A 17,559-nucleotide genomic window follows, 5' to 3' on the forward strand; every position below is an offset into this window, starting at 1 on the left:
CTCGCTAAATGCGACAGGGCAGTAGAATACCATCGTTAAAATGGTTTTTTATACCCAATAGATGCCAAGCAACCCACACTCCGCAGTTTGAACAATGACAGGAATCACTCAGGTACAGGCAACGCAGTGGTGTATTTAATTTTTTCCATTGCAAAGCTGGATGTTACATCAATCAACCCCGGCACACCGTTCACCATGCGTTTGTAAAAGTTGTCATAACTCTTCATATCAGCGACTTCAACCTGCATCAAATAGTCGTACTCCCCCGCCATTCGATAAAATGCCAGCACCTCTGGCATTTGCTTGGTGAACTCGACGAACTCCTGATACCAATCGCTATTATGCTGCTGTGTTTTGATCAGCACAAATGCCGTGAGTCCTAATCCTAACTTTTCGCTATCTAACAATGCCACTCGCCTGCGGATAAACCCATCATCCTCAAGGCGCTTCAAACGTTTCCAGCAAGGTGTAGAAGTCAAATTGACAGCTTCGGCCAGCACTTGCAGTGATTGCGTGCAATCTTCTTGCAACATACACAGGAGCTTACGGTCAGTTTTATCTAACATAGCGAATAACCATAGAATAAATTTCTACCATTTGGCGATAAAGAAGTAAAAATGGCAACGTTTTTTTCTTTGATAACCGTTAACCTAGTCATCATTAGTTTACTACCTACATCGCAGGCCATAAAATGACCAACACTTGGGTAAAAAATGCTATCAGTGAAATAGAAGCTGATTTTCAACGCTCCGCTGATACCCACCTAATCCGCTTAAATCTGCCCGAATTTCCCGGCATTTATCTCTATTTAAAAGATGAAAGTACACATCCAACCGGTAGCTTAAAGCACCGTTTGGCCCGCTCTTTGTTTCTCTATGGCCTATGTAATGGCTGGATCAAAGAAGACACCACAATAATAGAAGCCTCATCAGGGAGCACCGCGGTGTCAGAGGCCTATTTTGCCCGCCTGATTGGTTTGCCATTTATTGCAGTAATGCCAAGTTGTACTGCTCGACGTAAAGTGGAGCAAATCACTTTCTATGGTGGGCGCTGCCATTTTGTCGACCATGCCGGGCAAATTTATGCTGCATCCGAGCAATTGGCACGTGAGCTTAACGGCCATTATATGGACCAATTCACTTATGCTGAGCGGGCAACTGATTGGCGTGGGAATAATAACATTGCCGATAGTATCTTCCGCCAAATGGCCCGCGAACCACACCCAACTCCTAACTATATTGTCATGAGCGCCGGCACTGGCGGCACCTCCGCCACTTTGGGGCGCTACATTCGCTATCAAGGGCATGACACCCAACTGATGGTGGTCGATCCGGAAAACTCAGTTTTTTATGATTGTTTCTGTCACCGTGACCGTACAGTTACAGGCAGTTGTGGTAGCCGGATTGAGGGGATTGGTCGGCCACGTGCTGAGCCTTCATTCATCCCAGAAGTGATCGACAGCATGTTACGGGTTCCTGATGCCGCCAGTGTTGCCACCATCCATTGGTTGGAGGGTATATTGGGCCGCAAAGTGGGTGCATCCACCGGCACTAACGTTTGGGGAGCATTACAATTAGCTAAACAAATGCGCGAGCAGGGCCAAACAGGTGCTATCGTGACGCTACTCTGTGACAGCGGCGAGCGTTATCTCGATACTTATTACGATCCTCAGTGGGTAAGCAACAATATCGGCGATTTAGCATCTTATCGCAATGAATTAAACAACCTTTAACTCATTGATAAAAGGGCCTTAATATAGGCCCTTTGAGGAAGAAAAAAAACCGGATGGTTATCCGGCTGGCTAATAGCTACACCCAAGGTTCAGTTTGAAGAACCAAGGGCATATGACCTCAGAATTCGGGGGAATAGGTGAGGTGTGGTGAACTTAGCCAATGTTGCAAATAGTGAGCTACGCCTTGTTCCTCGCAGCGACCAATAATCTGTAATTGAGGTAACTCTTGCTTCAATTGCGGTAATGCATTTCCCATCACTAGCCCACGGCCGACTCGCGACAACATTTCTTTATCATTCATCGCATCGCCAAACGCCATGCAATCAGCCAAGGTTAAATCAAGATGATGGCTTAATCGCTCTAAAGCCGCCCCTTTATTACAACCACGAGGCAACATTTCGAGGCACTCCTCGGCCGAGAAACAAAAATCAGCTTTGTCGCCCATTTGCTGCTCAAGCTGAATCTTAAGTTCAGCTAGCTCTTGATGTGACGCAATAAAGCAAACTTTGTGATTACCCGTCATCGGTAATGCATCCAGCGTGGTCAGTTGGAACTGAAAACTACTGGTTTTATGGGCCGCCAGTAATGCTGGATCATTGTAATTAGTGAACCAACCATCATCACGGAAGATATGAACACTGGCATTTGTCTGCCATGGGGTACGCAGCACAAACTCCACCAGCTCTGCCGGTAAATCCATACCATCTAAATGCACTCCATCCATGTCACACACTCGAGTGCCATTGCCAGTAATTAAATAACCGTTAATGCCTGAATGAGACAGAATACCTTTCATATCAAGGTAATGCCGACCAGTGGCAAATGTCAGGATCACTCCGCTCTCCACTAACTGGTGTAACGCATTCAATGTCGCGCCGCCAATCTTATGGTCGCGCATTAGCAAGGTTCCATCCATATCAAAAGCGGCTAAACGGTACATTTAAAACCTCATAAAGAGTGAAACTGGTGATATGTATAAAATTATGGCGTAGTATTTACGGAACTAATAGTGAACAAATAATTTAAACTATTCCGGATTTAATTATGCGCATTATACATCGGCTCACCCAATATCAGCGCCTATACCAAAAGTTCGGAGATAACTTAGCGGCGACTACCGTCGGTGAGGTTGCTGGTCTGCTGTTTTGCAGCGAACGTCATGCTCGTACCTTAATACAACAGCTACAGGCTAATGAGTGGCTCAGTTGGCATTCACAGGTGGGTCGGGGAAAACGGGCACAACTGCAATGTCTGAAAAACCCCGATGCACTTCGGGCAGCCTATCTACAGGTGTTTCTCGAACAAGGTGATAGCCAGGCTGCACTCGAATTGGCTCAACTGGCACCCGACCGCCTACAAGCCTTGCTGAACCCTCATATGGGCGGGCAATGGCAAGCAGACAGCCCTGTATTGCGTATTCCTTATTACCGTACACTTGAACCCTTAAACCCACTCACCACCATAGGGAGGGCCGAACAACACCTGATTTATACCTTACACGCGGGCCTGACCCGTTTTAACACCGGTGACCCTCAGCCCAAACCGGATCTGGCTCACCACTGGCAAGTCAGTGATGATGGTTTAACCTGGCGCTTCTTTTTGCGCAGTCAGTTGCGTTGGCATAATGGGGAACGCCTTCACGGCCAGCAATTATTGCAGACGCTGATGTTACTGCGGGAAAATACGCGCAGCCAACCCAGTTTTGCCAATATCCTGACCATCACCCTCCCCCACGCTTTATGTTTGCAATTTACACTTTCTCAGCCGGATTACTGGTTAGCTCATCGATTGGCTGATTTACCCTGCCGCTTATTTCATCCAGACCACCCCCTGCTAGGCGCAGGTCCTTTTAAGTTGGCGACTTTCGAGCAGCATCTGGTACGGCTAGAACAACATGAATTCTACCATTTGCAGCACCCTTATCTGGAGATTATCGAGTATTGGATAACCCCGAGTCTGATGGAGCACTCAGCCGACGGGGGTTGCCAACATCCGGTGCGTATTACCATCGGCCAAGAAGAGGACTTCCCTTTAGCACGCCCCGTACAGCGCAGTATGAGCCTGGGATTTTGTTATCTGGCAATTAATCAGCACCGCTGTGATATGACTTCGCATCAAATAGCCAAGTTGCTGATGTTAGTGCAAACCTCCGGCATATTGGAGGAGCTATCAATCCGACGCGGAATCATAACGCCAAGCCATGAAATGCTGCCGGGCTGGCCAATCCCGAAGTTTAAGGCTGATGAAGACCCCCAGTTGCCAGCCCATCTGATACTGATATATCAGCCACCAATGGAGCTAAAAAGTGTCGCTGAGCAACTAAAAACAGTATTGGCAGCACAAGGTTGTACATTAGAAATCCGTGCTAGCGACGATAAACAGTGGAAAGATACCCGCCAAATTGAAAAGGCAGATTTATTATTAGCAGACCATTTAGTCGGTGAATCACCTGAAGCCGCAATGGAAAGCTGGCTCCGGCTTGATCCACTGTGGCGTGGCATACTCTCACCACAGCAACAGGAACAGCAGCAAGACACGTTAGCTCACATTCAGCAAATCGAACTGGCTCCAGAACGTTTTCGCCAATTACGGGAACACTATAATAACCTGATGTTGTCCGGGCTGATTCTGCCGCTGTTCAACTATCAATATCAGGTCAATGCCCCACCACGAATTAATGGTGTAATATTAACAGCTTACGGTTGGTTCGACTTCAGCCAAGCATGGTTACCCCCACAACAACCTGATAACCAAACTCAGGCAGCTACCTTTTCTAGCACTATCTGAGTACCATACTGCCAGTTTTTAATTTTGCTGTGAGATTAGCTAGTTAAAGCTCACAGCCGTACGAGGTAACAGTATGAAACGTGCCGTAGTTGTTTTTAGTGGTGGGCAAGATTCCACAACCTGCTTAATTCAAGCATTACAGCAGTATGATGAAGTCCACTGCATAACGTTCGATTACGGGCAGCGACACCGTACAGAAATCGATGTTGCTCGCGATTTGGCAATTCAACTGGGTGCTAAAGCGCACAAAGTGTTGGATGTGACGATGCTCAATGAGCTAGCGGTCAGCAGCCTGACTCGAGACAGTATTCCCGTCCCAATCCACAATGAAGAGGCTGGAGATTCACTTCCCAGCACATTTGTTCCTGGCCGTAATATTCTTTTTCTGACCTTGGCGGCCATTTATGCTTATCAGGTACAAGCCCAAGCGGTTATTACTGGCGTCTGCGAAACAGATTTCTCCGGTTACCCAGATTGTCGGGATGAATTCGTTAAGGCTCTTAACCATGCAATAGATTTAGGTATAGGTCGAGATATAGCATTCATCACCCCGCTGATGTGGCTTGATAAAGCCGAGACATGGGCATTGGCAGATTATTATCAGCAACTTGATCGCGTCCGTCATGACACCCTAACCTGCTACAATGGGATTCAGGGTGATGGCTGCGGTCAATGTGCTGCCTGCCACTTACGCGCCAAAGGGCTAGAGTTCTATCTGGCTAATAAATCTAAAGTTTTATTGAGCTTAAAACAAAAAACCGGGCTGGTTTGATCTTGTACTCCAGTGTGACTACCTGAGCGAAATCACTGCCCTGCGCTCACGACCTCGCTCAATCAGAGCGAGGTAGGTCTAGATTAATCACAGTTTCCTTTTAGCGCCCTCGATTAACAAATTCCTGAAGCTTTTCGTGCAATTCCCCATCAATGGGTAATGCCTTTTGGCTATGCAGGTCGATACAAACAAAAGTCAACTCTGCATCAGCTATCGGAATTAACTCAGGTTCCAGCGTGACAATTTGTTTCATCACACCACTTTTCCCATTCAACTTTAACAGTTGGCTATCTATCCGCAATAGGTCACCCAAGACTGCGGGTTTACGATAGTTAATATTGATATTAACTACGATAAAAGCGATTTGATTTTCAGCCATCCATTGCGCGGCTGGCTCCCCTTCAAGCCATTTCCAACGCGCTTCTTCGAGAAACTCTAAGTAGCGGGCATTATTAACATGTTGAAAAACATCAATATGGAAACCCCTGACTTTGATATGAGTATGCATGGCAACGAGTTTCTCCAAACAGTTAATCGTAATAATAAAGTGACAACCACAACTGGTATGACCTCGAAAGAAAGACTAGCAGAGGAAAGTCACTTCATAGAATGCTTACTATATAATTAGGATTAACATCACAATAATTCAGATTAACGTCACAGTTTTACCGGACAGTTGCGCCTTACATTATGGAATACTGGGCATTGTTTGTGATGAAAGAGCCAGACAAATACTCACTAATACCCGTCTGACTCTTTTATAACTGACGTCTACATTCTCAGCTTGCCGCGATTTCTCTCTAAGAAAGAGGGGCCAATACCCGGAACTTCAAGTAATTGTTCTGCATCAGTGAAAAAACCGAACTGCTCGCGATAGTTCACAATGGCTTCGGCTTTCTTCCTGCCTATCCCGTTGAGGGACTGTGCCAACTGTTCCGCATCAGCGCTATTAATATTGATTTGGCTCTGTGTGTTATCCAACGGATTGCCCACCGTAGCAGTTACAATCATTTTATCATGTGTGGTTTTTACCGGGGTTTTGGGTGCAAGATTACTCTTGGCCGTGATTTTGTCGGATGGGTTGAGAGCTTTACCCTCCGAGAGGCTGGGAGCGGCATAAGCCAAAGGCTGGATATTAAAACCTGCTAATAATGCGGCTATGACAAATAATTTTCCGATGAATTTCATGCTGTATCCTCCTTGTGTTTGACAGCATACCTACCTTGCCTCAGCCTCCGATTTGCCGCAAAGGGCAGATTTTAGATATGCGAAAGGCCGCCAAAGCGACCTTTCGTTGTTACATCGAATTGCAAATCAATGCGGAGCTTATTGCAATGATGACTTTATTGAGGTTGTTGTTGCTCCGCAGGACCCATCTTAATAGTGGCCTGTTTGCGCAAGTTCGCCATCAGTGCATCAAAGGTCACACCGCTAGACCCTTCTTCCATCTTCGCGACGAAGGCCTTCATCTCGCTTTCCGGCAATTTACCCGGAGTCACCGATAACAGCTCGATCAAGACGATATTTTCTTGACGGTCCTGAGACAAGCCATACACCGGCTGGTCTTTTTGCGGATGAGGCAAGCTAAAGATAGTCTGTACTAATTGGTCATCATCTAGTGCTCGTGACAAGGTTTTCTGCTCACCGAAGCTAATACCAGCGGCTTTCATCGCTTCTTCGCCTTTGCCTTGCTTCAGCGCAGTCAGGATCTTCTCACCATCAACACGGGCCAATTGTTCTGCTTTCTGACGTTTTACCAGCTCGGCAACCTGATCACGAACTTGATCAAATGGCTCAATACCTTCAGGTTTGTGGCCGTCAATGCGGATAACAAAAGCACGGTCGCCATCAACGGTGATGACATCAGAGTTGCTGCCAGGTGCGCCATTCTCACCCACTAAGCCACCCTCAAAGATTGCTTGCACCACAGGTTTGAAATTAACCTCAGCTGGCACAGCATCACGGGTGAACCAGTCAGTTTGCTTAGCTTTAGCACCTGCGGCTTCTTCTGCCGACGCCAGAGATTCGTTGTCACTGGTAGCAGCTTCGCTTACTTTTTGCTGTAAGGCGTAATAAGCATCAACTGCTTTTTCCTGCTTAACCTGTTTAGCCAGTGCATCATGAACTTCTGACAACGGTTTTACCTGTGCAGGTTTGATATCGTTAAGACGAACAATCAAATAACCCACAGAAGATTTCACCACATCAGACAACTGACCTTTTTCAGTCAGATTGGCTTGTTTCAGCTCATCCGCGGTGGTTTCCGGCTCCAACCAACCCAATTCGCCGCCATTTTTGCGGGAAATAATGTCAGTCGATTTCTCTTTTGCCATAGCGGCAAAATCAGCGCCTTTTTTCAACTCATCCAATGCAGTTTTGGCTTCAGCTTCAGTTTTAAACTGAATAACACTGTAGTTACGTCGCTCTGGCTGGGTATAGGTGCTTTTATGCTGCTCGTAATATGCGGCGATATCTTCTTCAGTGATCGTGATTTTGTCCTGCATCGCAGCGGCATCCATCGCAATGAAACTGATTTTCATTTGTTCAGGTGCAATGAAGCTATTTTTATTCTGGTCGTAATACGCTTGCAGTTCTTCATCAGTGACTTTCTGCTGCGCTTGAAGAGCTTTAAGGTCTAGCGTTGCCAGACGGACGTCACGCTGTTGTAAAATCAACGCTGACATCGCCTGTGCTTCGACAGGCAGTACAAAGCCAGTATCACCAAAGGCTTGTAGCAATTGCTGATTAACCAGCTGCTGGCGCTGTAATTGAGCGAATTGGTCTGGGGTATAGCCCATGCGATTAACCAGCTCAAGATATTTGCTGTTGTCAAACTTACCATCAGTCTGGAAATAAGGTGCCTGGCGGATGGCATCTTTCACTTGTTCGTCACTGGCAGTCAGGCCTAATTTTTTAGCATATTGGTCGAGCAACATATTGTTGACCAATTGCCCAAGTACCTGCTGACGCAGTTGTAGCATGTAGCCTTCATTCGCAGCCAATGCGGAGAACTGTTCACCTAATTGCTGTTGCAAGCGGCCACGTTCACTCTGCACAGCCTGTTCTAACTGACCACGACTAATCTCTTGGCCATTAACTTTGGCTGCAAAGTCGTTGGAACCGCCAATCAAATAGCTGCCAACCCCAGTCAGGATAAAGGACAACATGATCAAGGCTAGAATGATTTTGAGCACGACGTTATTAGCAGCCGCGCGTAAATTGTCCATCATAATGTGACAATACTCCGCTGTAATATGGATAAAAACTGTTGCGCAGGTCTAAATAAACCCAGCATTCCTTGCGACAGCCCTTCATGCTGCTGCGCGAAAAAAAAGCGCATCATTAACGATGCGCCTTGTATCTTACCTTACCAGCTCAACTGCGTCAGGTTATTGTTTGCGTCAGGTTATTGTTTAACACAAACAATATTCGGCTACAGGTGATAATTGGCGCGGCAATCAGTTTACAGCGTCTTTCAAGCCTTTACCGGCGCGGAAACCTGGAACTTTAGCGGCTGGAATACTGATTTCTTTGCCTGTCTGAGGGTTACGGCCAGTACGTGCAGAACGCTCACGTACTGCAAAAGTACCAAAACCAACCAGAGCTACGTCATCCCCTTCTTTCAAAGATTCAGTAACAGAAGCAATAATTGCGTCCAACGCGCGTCCAGCGGCCGCTTTAGAAATATCAGCACCTGCGGCAATTTTGTCGATTAGTTGTGACTTATTCACTCTTTCATCCCCTTTAGAATTCTATTGTCGCGCCGAAAATCCCTACGGACAACACGACAGCGCAGCTGTTATATCAACCCTGCCCGACCTTAGCAAGCAGCCCAAAGGCTTAAACTTTTGTCAGACAGATGAACTAACTTAGCGGCACAGAAAATAGCTGGCAAGTAGCATTTCACTTCCCAGCATCAGTTTTATCAATACTTTTTGCGATCCGTCACTATTTTGACGCTACCGGCTGTGCCCCGAAGGCTGGATTTTGCAAAGCAATGGCTAAAACATCATCAATTCGTTTAACCGGATGAATTTCCAGATCGGCGATAACATTGTCCGGAATCTCTTCCAAATCACGTTTGTTATCATCTGGAATCAGCACCACTTTGATCCCACCACGGTGAGCCGCCAGCAGTTTCTCTTTCAAACCACCGATTGGCAATACCAAGCCACGCAAAGTGATTTCGCCAGTCATGGCAACATCGGCACGCACCGGGTTACCCGTCAGACAAGAAACCAGCGCGGTACACATCGCAATACCTGCGCTTGGGCCATCTTTCGGCGTCGCGCCTTCAGGCACATGCACATGGATATCGCGTTTTTCGTAGAAATCAGGGTTAATGCCTAATTTATCCGCACGCGCACGCACCACGGTCAATGCAGCCTGAATGGACTCTTGCATAACTTCGCCCAGTGAACCGGTATAAGTCAGTTTACCTTTACCCGGCACACACGCGGTCTCGATGGTCAGCAAATCACCGCCCACTTCTGTCCATGCTAAGCCCGTCACTTGCCCTACACGGTTTTCAGTATCAGCACGGCCATAATCGACTTTCTGTACACCCAAGAAGTCTTTCAGGTTGTCGCCAGTGATTTCAATGTGCTTAACCGTTTTATCCATCAGCAGGTTTTTGACTGCTTTACGACACAGTTTGGAGATTTCGCGCTCCAGACTACGCACCCCAGCTTCACGGGTGTAATAACGGATAATACTCATGATCGCGCTGTCATCAATGGTCAACTCACCTTTCTTGATGGCATTACGCTCAAATTGTTTTGGCAGCAAATGCTGTTTAGCAATATTGAGTTTCTCATCCTCGGTATAGCCAGATAGACGAATAACTTCCATACGATCCAACAACGGAGCTGGAATATTCATGGAGTTAGAGGTCGCCACAAACATCACATCCGAGAGATCGTAATCCACTTCTAGGTAGTGATCGTTAAATGCCACGTTTTGTTCTGGATCTAACACCTCCAGCAATGCAGACGCTGGATCGCCGCGCATGTCAGACGCCATTTTATCAATCTCATCCAACAGGAAAAGCGGGTTTTTCACCCCGACTTTTGCCATTTTCTGGATCAATTTACCTGGCATGGAACCGATGTAGGTACGGCGATGACCGCGAATCTCCGCTTCATCACGCACGCCACCCAATGCCATACGCACATACTGACGGCCTGTCGCCCGAGCAATAGATTGCCCCAAAGAGGTTTTACCCACCCCAGGAGGCCCCACCAGACACAGGATTGGCCCTTTGATTTTGCTGACTCGGCTCTGTACTGCGAGGTATTCTAAAATACGATCTTTAACGCGTTCCAAGCCGTAATGGTCGGTATCCAGAACTTCCTGCGCTTTTACCAAGTCTTTTTTAACTTTGCTACGGCTGTTCCACGGCACCTGCAACATCCAATCAATGTAACCACGAACTACAGTGGCTTCAGCCGACATCGGCGACATCATTTTCAGTTTTTGCAGTTCAGCTTCGGTTTTTTCACGCGCATCTTTCGGCATTTTAGCCGCTTCAATTTTGCGTTTTAGCGCTTCATGCTCATCAGGTGCATCGTCCATCTCGCCCAGTTCTTTCTGAATGGCTTTCATTTGCTCATTCAAATAGTACTCGCGCTGGCTCTTTTCCATCTGCTTTTTGACACGATTACGAATCCGTTTTTCGACCTGCAACAGATCGATTTCAGACTCCATCATCGCCATCAGATATTCCAGACGTTCGGTCACATCGAACATTTCCAGAACAGCTTGTTTATCATTTAACTTCAACGGCATATGAGCCGCGATAGTATCAGCCAGGCGTGCTGCATCATCAATACTGTGCAACGAAGCCAGTACTTCTGGCGGGATCTTTTTATTCAGCTTGATGTAGCCTTCAAACTGATTAATCGCCGTGCGAACCAACACTTCCTGTTCACGATCGTCCATCACCGGCGATTCAAGATATTCCGCCTGCGCAGCAAAATGCTCGCCGCTGTCGGAAAGCGTGGTGATACGCGCACGCTGTAGCCCTTCAACCAGCACTTTTACCGTGCCATCAGGCAATTTCAGCATTTGCAAAATAGAGGCTACGGTGCCGACTGAAAACAGATCATTGATACCAGGCTCATCCGTCGAGGCTTCTTTCTGTGCAACCAGCATGATCTTTTTATCATGGTCCATTGCAGCTTCCAGGCACCGAATTGACTTTTCCCGGCCAACAAACAGTGGGATCACCATATGCGGATAAACCACCACATCGCGCAGAGGCAATACGGGGATTTCTATGCGTTCGGAACGCTCAGGGTTCATAGAGCTCTCTCTTAGTTTAGCTTCCGCCAGATTACTGGGAATCTCGTGAAACACGAGTCATCACGAGTTTCACTAAATAGGTAATTGAGTATATGGGGACGAATGTCTTACATTCAACGATTACAATGCGAGGAAAAAGAAATGGGGGATAAAATCCCCCATTGTCATACTAACCATCTGGATTATTTGGCTAATTATTCGCCAGAAGCTTGAGCTTCAGGCTGGCCATAAATCAGCATCGGTGCAGATTGGCCAGCAATAACTGACTCATCTACCACTACTTTTTCCACGCTGTCCATAGACGGCAAATCGTACATGGTATCGAGCAAAGCACCCTCTACGATAGAGCGCAAACCACGAGCACCGGTTTTACGTGCCATCGCTTTCTTAGCAATCGCCGTCAGCGCTTCATCACGGAATTCAAGTTCAACGCCTTCAAGATTGAACAATGCCTGATATTGTTTAGTCAGCGCATTTTTCGGCTCTTTCAGAATCTGAATCAGGGCGTCTTCGCTCAATTCACTCAAGGTTGCAACCACTGGCAAACGGCCAATAAATTCAGGGATCAAACCGAATTTAATCAGATCTTCCGGCTCAGCCTGGCTCAATAATTCGCCTTCTGTTGCCTTTTCTGATTTGCCTTTTACCGTAGCGCCGAAACCAATACCCGTTCCGGTGTTAATGCGCTGCCCGATAACTTTGTCCAGACCCGCAAAAGCACCACCACAGATAAACAGAATTTTAGAGGTATCAACCTGTAAAAACTCCTGCTGTGGATGCTTACGACCACCTTGTGGTGGTACGGCAGCAATTGTCCCTTCGATCAATTTCAGCAAGGCCTGCTGCACACCTTCGCCCGAAACATCGCGGGTGATTGATGGGTTATCAGACTTACGTGAAATTTTATCAATTTCATCGATATAGACGATACCGCGTTGCGCTTTCTGAACGTCGTAATCACATTTCTGCAATAGCTTCTGAATGATATTTTCAACATCTTCGCCCACATAACCGGCTTCGGTCAGTGTGGTCGCATCTGCCATGGTAAATGGCACATCCAGGAAGCGAGCTAATGTTTCCGCCAGCAGCGTTTTACCACTACCTGTCGGGCCGATCAGCAGAATATTACTTTTACCCAACTCGATACCATTGCTGGTGTCGCCGTTGCGTAAACGTTTGTAATGGTTATATACCGCAACGGCCAACACTTTTTTCGCCGGCTCTTGCCCGATGACATAATCATCCAGGTGGCGACGAATCTCGTGCGGCGTTGGCAGCGAACTACGCTCCCGGTGCGGCGCAACTTCTTTGATCTCTTCGCGAATAATGTCGTTACACAAATCGACACATTCATCGCAGATATACACTGACGGCCCGGCAATTAGCTTACGCACTTCATGCTGGCTTTTGCCGCAGAAAGAGCAATACAGCAGCTTTCCAGAACCGTCTTTGCGCTTATCTGTCATCAGTAAACCTCTTCTTCAGTATCTGTCACACCTGAAACCATGCGACAGGGAGACTATTCTCGCTATTTCTGTACGCCACGTTAGCTTGCAACGGACAGCCGATATAATGAGTAGGGCACAAACAATACGCAATTGGCTTTATGCAGCACTACGATTTGTTCTATTTACATTCACTATCTATTTACACTAACTATAGTATATCGGCTCACAGAAATAAGTCGTTAGTCACGACGGGTGAACACAGAATCAACTAAACCGTATTCTACAGCCTGTTCAGCAGACAGGAAACGGTCACGCTCAGTGTCTCTCTCTATTTCTTCAAGAGATTTTCCCGTGTGAAGTGCCATCAGCTCATTCATACGCGATTTCACTTTTAAAATCTCTCTGGCATGAATTTCAATATCTGTAGCTTGGCCTTGGAAACCACCCAACGGTTGGTGAATCATGACCCGTGAATTCGGCAAGCAGAAACGTTTACCCTTGGCGCCCGCAGTCAACAGGAATGCTCCCATTGAACACGCCTGGCCCATACAGATAGTGCTAACATCTGGCTTAATGAATTGCATGGTGTCATAAATTGACATCCCAGCAGTAATCACCCCGCCTGGCGAGTTGATATACAGGAAGATGTCTTTTTCTGGATTCTCTGCTTCCAGAAACAGCATTTGTGCTGTGATCAAGTTGGCCATATGGTCTTCAACTTGGCCAGTCAGAAAGATAATGCGCTCTTTAAGCAGACGGGAGAAGATATCGTAAGAACGCTCTCCACGTGAAGTCTGCTCAACCACCATAGGCACCAGAGCCATGTTAGGTGCAAATTGATCTCGTTCGCCACTGTATGACATTACCGTCTCCTAATAGAATTTACTTTGGCGCCATTCATAACCGATTCTACTTGAGATAAGCAATGATGACTATGTTCATGCGTGCAAACAGCCCGGTTATACCCGTCATACTTCAAGCTGCATGTGCGTTGGCTACACTCAATAACCCGAATCACTTACAACAGTAAGCTCATCGGGGGTTATCTCCCTTGCCGCCTTCCTGCAACTCGAATTATTTAGGGTAGATACAGACTCATTCGACGGTGGTAATCAACCAGTGTTTCAGATGAACGTCTGTTAGATTAATTGGGGGATTAATATTCATTTTCAAGCCCCAATGAAACTTTTTTTTAGTCTAACAACCCTCTTTTTAACCTGAAACTCACTCACAATCTCTGCCGTAGTCCCGACGCCCTAGTGATTATTTACCGGTTAACACTTTTCAAATATAGCGCAAATTACAGCTAAAGATGTCAGATTAATCATACTATTGAAGGATTATTGTTACTAAAAGAAAAAGCCCGCGGCCAGAAGGCTACGGGCTTTTTCAATACACCAGATAAATTATATCCAGTTTGATGCGCTAAAAAACATTACGCAGTAGTGGTCTGATTCATCAGCTCACTAAAGGTCGTTGGTTTTTCAGTAACTTTGGCTTTAGCTAGCAGAGTTTCTACTGCTTGTTCTTCCAGAGCGACATTACGCATATTGTTCATCAGCTCTTTGTTCTTGCTGTAGAACTCAACAACTTCTTGCGGATCTTCGTAAGCAGATGCCATTTCTTCGATCAGCGCTTTAACACGATCTTCATCAGCTTTCAGTTCGTGCTGGCTGATAACTTCGCCCAGCAACAGACCAACAACAACGCGACGTTTAGCTTGTTCTTCGAACAATTCGCGTGGCAATTCAGCAGCTTGTTTCTCGTTGCCACCGAAACGCTGTGCAGCCTGACGGCGCAGAACGTCGATTTCACTTTCTACCAGTGCAGCTGGAACGTCGATTTCGTTAGCGCTAACCAGACCGTCGATTGCCTGAGTTTTAACACGGTTGCGTACCGCGCCTTTCAGCTCGCGTTCCATGTTTTTACGCACTTCAGCACGCAGGCCTGCTACTGAACCATCAGCAACGCCGAAACGTTTGATGAATTCTTCAGTCAGTTCTGGCAACTCACGCACTTCAACTTTCTTCAACACGATGTCGAATTTAGCTGATTTACCTTTCAGGTTTTCTGCGTGGTAATCTTCTGGGAAGTTTACGTCGATGGTGAATTCTTCACCGGCTTTATGGCCGATTACACCTTCTTCGAAACCAGGGATCATACGACCCTGACCCATTGCCAGCACGAAATCAGTCGCTTTACCGCCTTCGAACACTTCACCGTCAATAGAGCCGGTGAAATCCAACGTTGCGCGATCTTCAGCTGTTGCTGCGGCGTCAGTTTCTTTCCAGGTTGCTTGTTGCTTACGCAGAGTTTCCAGCATGGTATCAACGTCAGCGTCATTGACTTCAACAACTGGCTTTTCTACTTCAATGCTTTCCAGATCTTTCAGCTCAACTTCCGGATACACTTCGAACTCAACGGAATAAGTAAAATCTTCACCCTCTTTGTACTGGCCTGGCACATAGTTAGGTGCGCCAGCTGGGTTGATTTTTTCTTTAATGATCGCATCAACGAAATTACGTTGCATCAGATCACCCAGAACGTCCTGGCGAACAGATGCGCCGTAGCGCTGCTCAACGATGTTCATCGGCACATGGCCTTTACGGAAACCGTCGATACGAACATTTTTAGCGGCTTTCACTAATTCGCTTTTTACTGCTTTCTCAATGCTGTCAGCAGCAACAGTAATTGTTACACGGCGGCCAAGGCCTTGGGTGGTTTCAACAGAAACTTGCATCTTGTTACCTCAAAAAAATCACAGTGCTCGGTCAACTCCAGAAGCTGCCATCGAAGCAGCATCACACCCTTTGTCAGGAATGATGCGAACTCTGAAAACACCCTCTAAGAACCGGGACGGCCGCATTATACAGAACCGAGTATCCCAGATGTCAGAAGCGTCCCGAAACCATTCCGGAAAAATAAGACGCGACATTATAGCGGCGCACAGGTTATGAGTCGAGGAAAGCAAGCGAATGTTGTCGCGGTAAAATTCACGCGAGAATCGTTCCCTCGGCTAAAATTCCTGTGGCGCACCAATAAAATGCAAATGTCGCCTATACAGAAACACAAGCGGCCCTAAGGCCGCCTGCAAAATTCTCATCTACTAATACCCTAAATCAGGCTGGAATGACTACTGTTATCAAGCCTGATTTAATTAATCTGGCCGTTTAAGCCAATTTTCCTGTTAAGCCAACGTTCCTGCTCCGCGGCAAGAGGGTGAAGCCGGTATGGTATCTTGTAATCCAGCCCACTCTTTCAGGGTATAAGTGTGCAAAGCCAGCGCATGAACCGTGCTCGCCAACTCTTCAGCCAACGCACTATAAATCGCGCGGTGGCGAGTAAGAAAGCGTTGATCTTGAAATTTATCGCTGACGATCACAATTTTAAAATGACTTTCCGAACCAGCAGGAACATTGTGGCGGTAACTTTCATTAATTACCTCCAGATGATCCGGTTCGAATGCCGCTTTTAGTTTTTCTTCAATTTGTTCTCGAATCAAAATCATCATGCTCTCCTTACTGCTGAGGCAGAAAACTGCCTACTTTCTATTGCAATTAGGTTCTATTGCAATACAGGTTCTATTGCAATATTAGTGTATTTTCGCTGTTTTATAACATTTCAGATACAAAATATCCCGAATATCTCACCGCTATCGGCTCAAGCTAAGGGGCCAATCTCCTCATTAACCAAAATGCTATTTGTAAGCGCTTTGAAGTAAACGAAAGGTCTCTTGGGGGAAAAACGTATTTTTTGGTGAAATTCTCTACATCAGGATCTTCCACCAGCCACTCGCAGTGCTATGATGTCGCCACTGCAAACTCGCAAAATAACATGGCTGCTATCCCGCTCTGATTATTAAAGAATTCCATAACTATTGAGAAAGTGAACATGCTAAAGAAAATTCTTTTCCCGCTGTTAGCTGTTTTTATTCTGGCGGGCTGTGCTGCCAGTAACAACACATTGAATGTCACTCCGAAAGTGGTCTTGCCACCTCAAGATCCAACCCTGATGGGGGTGACTATCAGCATTAATGGGGCTGATCAGCGCCAAGATGCTGCGTTGGCTAAGGTGAATCGTGATGGTCAGTTGGTGGTATTAACACCATCGCGTGATCTGCGTTTCCTGTTACAAGAAGTGCTCGAAAAGCAAATGACGGCTCGCGGCTATATGATTGGTACTAATGCGCCAGTTGACTTACAAATTGTTGTCAATCAACTGTTTGCTGACGTACAGGAAGGTAATCTTCGCTATAACATTACCACCAAAGCCGACATTTCGATTACTGCTACCGCGAAAAACGGCAATAAGCAGGTTAAAAACTACCGCGCCAGCTATAACGTCCAGGGCGCCTTTACTGCGACCAACGAAAAGATCACTGATGCCGTTAATACCGTGTTGAGTGATGTGATTGCAGATATGGCGCAGGACACCAGTGTCAGCAGCTTTATCAAACAAAATGCCCGCTAATCTGCCGTTTGCTTAATATCATTATTACTGCTTAACAGAATGCTCTG

General features: G+C 46.5%; 15 protein-coding genes. 4 read left to right on the forward strand and 11 right to left on the reverse strand.

Annotated elements, in window-relative coordinates; genetic code table 11:
- Positions 1–104 precede the first annotated feature (104 nt).
- Entirely contained in the window at positions 105–566 is a 462-nt protein-coding gene (locus tag DXZ79_RS14750) for an Lrp/AsnC family transcriptional regulator (protein WP_038631524.1), read from the reverse strand.
- 125 nt (positions 567–691) lie between these two features.
- Between DXZ79_RS14750 and DXZ79_RS14755 the strand changes: the two genes are divergently transcribed.
- Positions 692–1,732, forward strand: a complete 1,041-nt coding sequence (locus DXZ79_RS14755) for a PLP-dependent cysteine synthase family protein (protein WP_038631521.1) — start codon at positions 692–694, stop codon at positions 1,730–1,732.
- A 118-nt stretch (positions 1,733–1,850) separates the two neighbouring features.
- Here DXZ79_RS14755 and cof read toward each other — a convergent pair whose 3' ends face one another.
- The gene (cof, locus tag DXZ79_RS14760) at positions 1,851–2,672 is read right to left on the reverse strand and encodes an HMP-PP phosphatase (RefSeq protein ID WP_038631518.1); all 822 of its coding nucleotides are present in this window, start codon (positions 2,670–2,672) and stop codon (positions 1,851–1,853) included.
- A 104-nt stretch (positions 2,673–2,776) separates the two neighbouring features.
- Here cof and DXZ79_RS14765 point away from each other — a divergent pair, with 104 nt between their 5' ends.
- Together DXZ79_RS14765 and queC are read left to right on the forward strand one after the other, a co-directional pair.
- Positions 2,777–4,519 (forward strand): SgrR family transcriptional regulator, encoded by a 1,743-nt coding sequence (locus DXZ79_RS14765; RefSeq protein ID WP_050291375.1) that lies wholly within the window; start codon positions 2,777–2,779, stop codon positions 4,517–4,519.
- 73 nt (positions 4,520–4,592) lie between these two features.
- Positions 4,593–5,291 carry a 7-cyano-7-deazaguanine synthase QueC gene (gene queC, locus DXZ79_RS14770; RefSeq protein WP_038631516.1) on the forward strand — a complete coding sequence of 233 codons (699 nt, stop codon included), beginning with the start codon at positions 4,593–4,595 and terminating at the stop codon, positions 5,289–5,291.
- Between the two features lie 100 nt (positions 5,292–5,391).
- Here queC and DXZ79_RS14775 read toward each other — a convergent pair whose 3' ends face one another.
- The 9 genes from DXZ79_RS14775 to bolA all read right to left on the reverse strand — a co-directional run bounded on the left by DXZ79_RS14775 (position 5,392) and on the right by bolA (position 16,550).
- Positions 5,392–5,799: an acyl-CoA thioesterase gene (locus tag DXZ79_RS14775; protein WP_038631514.1), complete on the reverse strand. Its 408-nt coding sequence runs from the start codon at positions 5,797–5,799 to the stop codon at positions 5,392–5,394.
- Positions 5,800–6,062: 263 nt separating this feature from the next.
- The gene (locus DXZ79_RS14780; protein WP_050291376.1) at positions 6,063–6,479 is read right to left on the reverse strand and encodes a ComEA family DNA-binding protein; all 417 of its coding nucleotides are present in this window, start codon (positions 6,477–6,479) and stop codon (positions 6,063–6,065) included.
- 155 nt (positions 6,480–6,634) lie between these two features.
- Complete coding sequence (gene ppiD, locus DXZ79_RS14785; RefSeq protein WP_038631510.1) at positions 6,635–8,521, reverse strand: peptidylprolyl isomerase; 1,887 nt, start codon at positions 8,519–8,521, stop codon at positions 6,635–6,637.
- Between the two features lie 228 nt (positions 8,522–8,749).
- Positions 8,750–9,022 carry a nucleoid-associated protein HU-beta gene (hupB, locus tag DXZ79_RS14790; protein WP_004392663.1) on the reverse strand — a complete coding sequence of 91 codons (273 nt, stop codon included), beginning with the start codon at positions 9,020–9,022 and terminating at the stop codon, positions 8,750–8,752.
- 217 nt (positions 9,023–9,239) lie between these two features.
- Positions 9,240–11,594: an endopeptidase La gene (gene lon, locus DXZ79_RS14795; RefSeq protein ID WP_004707582.1), complete on the reverse strand. Its 2,355-nt coding sequence runs from the start codon at positions 11,592–11,594 to the stop codon at positions 9,240–9,242.
- Positions 11,595–11,788: 194 nt separating this feature from the next.
- Positions 11,789–13,060 (reverse strand): ATP-dependent protease ATP-binding subunit ClpX, encoded by a 1,272-nt coding sequence (gene clpX / locus DXZ79_RS14800; RefSeq protein WP_004714578.1) that lies wholly within the window; start codon positions 13,058–13,060, stop codon positions 11,789–11,791.
- A gap of 221 nt (positions 13,061–13,281) precedes the next feature.
- Complete coding sequence (clpP, locus tag DXZ79_RS14805) at positions 13,282–13,905, reverse strand: ATP-dependent Clp endopeptidase proteolytic subunit ClpP (protein ID WP_004392666.1); 624 nt, start codon at positions 13,903–13,905, stop codon at positions 13,282–13,284.
- A 572-nt stretch (positions 13,906–14,477) separates the two neighbouring features.
- On the reverse strand, positions 14,478–15,782 hold the full coding sequence (tig, locus tag DXZ79_RS14810) for a trigger factor (protein ID WP_004393494.1): 1,305 nt from the start codon (positions 15,780–15,782) through the stop codon (positions 14,478–14,480).
- A 447-nt stretch (positions 15,783–16,229) separates the two neighbouring features.
- Positions 16,230–16,550 carry a transcriptional regulator BolA gene (gene bolA, locus DXZ79_RS14820; protein ID WP_120011404.1) on the reverse strand — a complete coding sequence of 107 codons (321 nt, stop codon included), beginning with the start codon at positions 16,548–16,550 and terminating at the stop codon, positions 16,230–16,232.
- Between the two features lie 383 nt (positions 16,551–16,933).
- On the opposite strand from bolA, the gene DXZ79_RS14825 reads away from it, so the two are divergent.
- Positions 16,934–17,512, forward strand: coding sequence for a lipoprotein (locus tag DXZ79_RS14825; protein ID WP_038631507.1), 579 nt, complete (start codon positions 16,934–16,936; stop codon positions 17,510–17,512).
- Positions 17,513–17,559 lie beyond the last annotated feature (47 nt).

Origin of the sequence: Yersinia rochesterensis (genome assembly GCF_003600645.1) — a bacterium.
GTDB classification, from domain to species: domain Bacteria; phylum Pseudomonadota; class Gammaproteobacteria; order Enterobacterales; family Enterobacteriaceae; genus Yersinia; species Yersinia rochesterensis.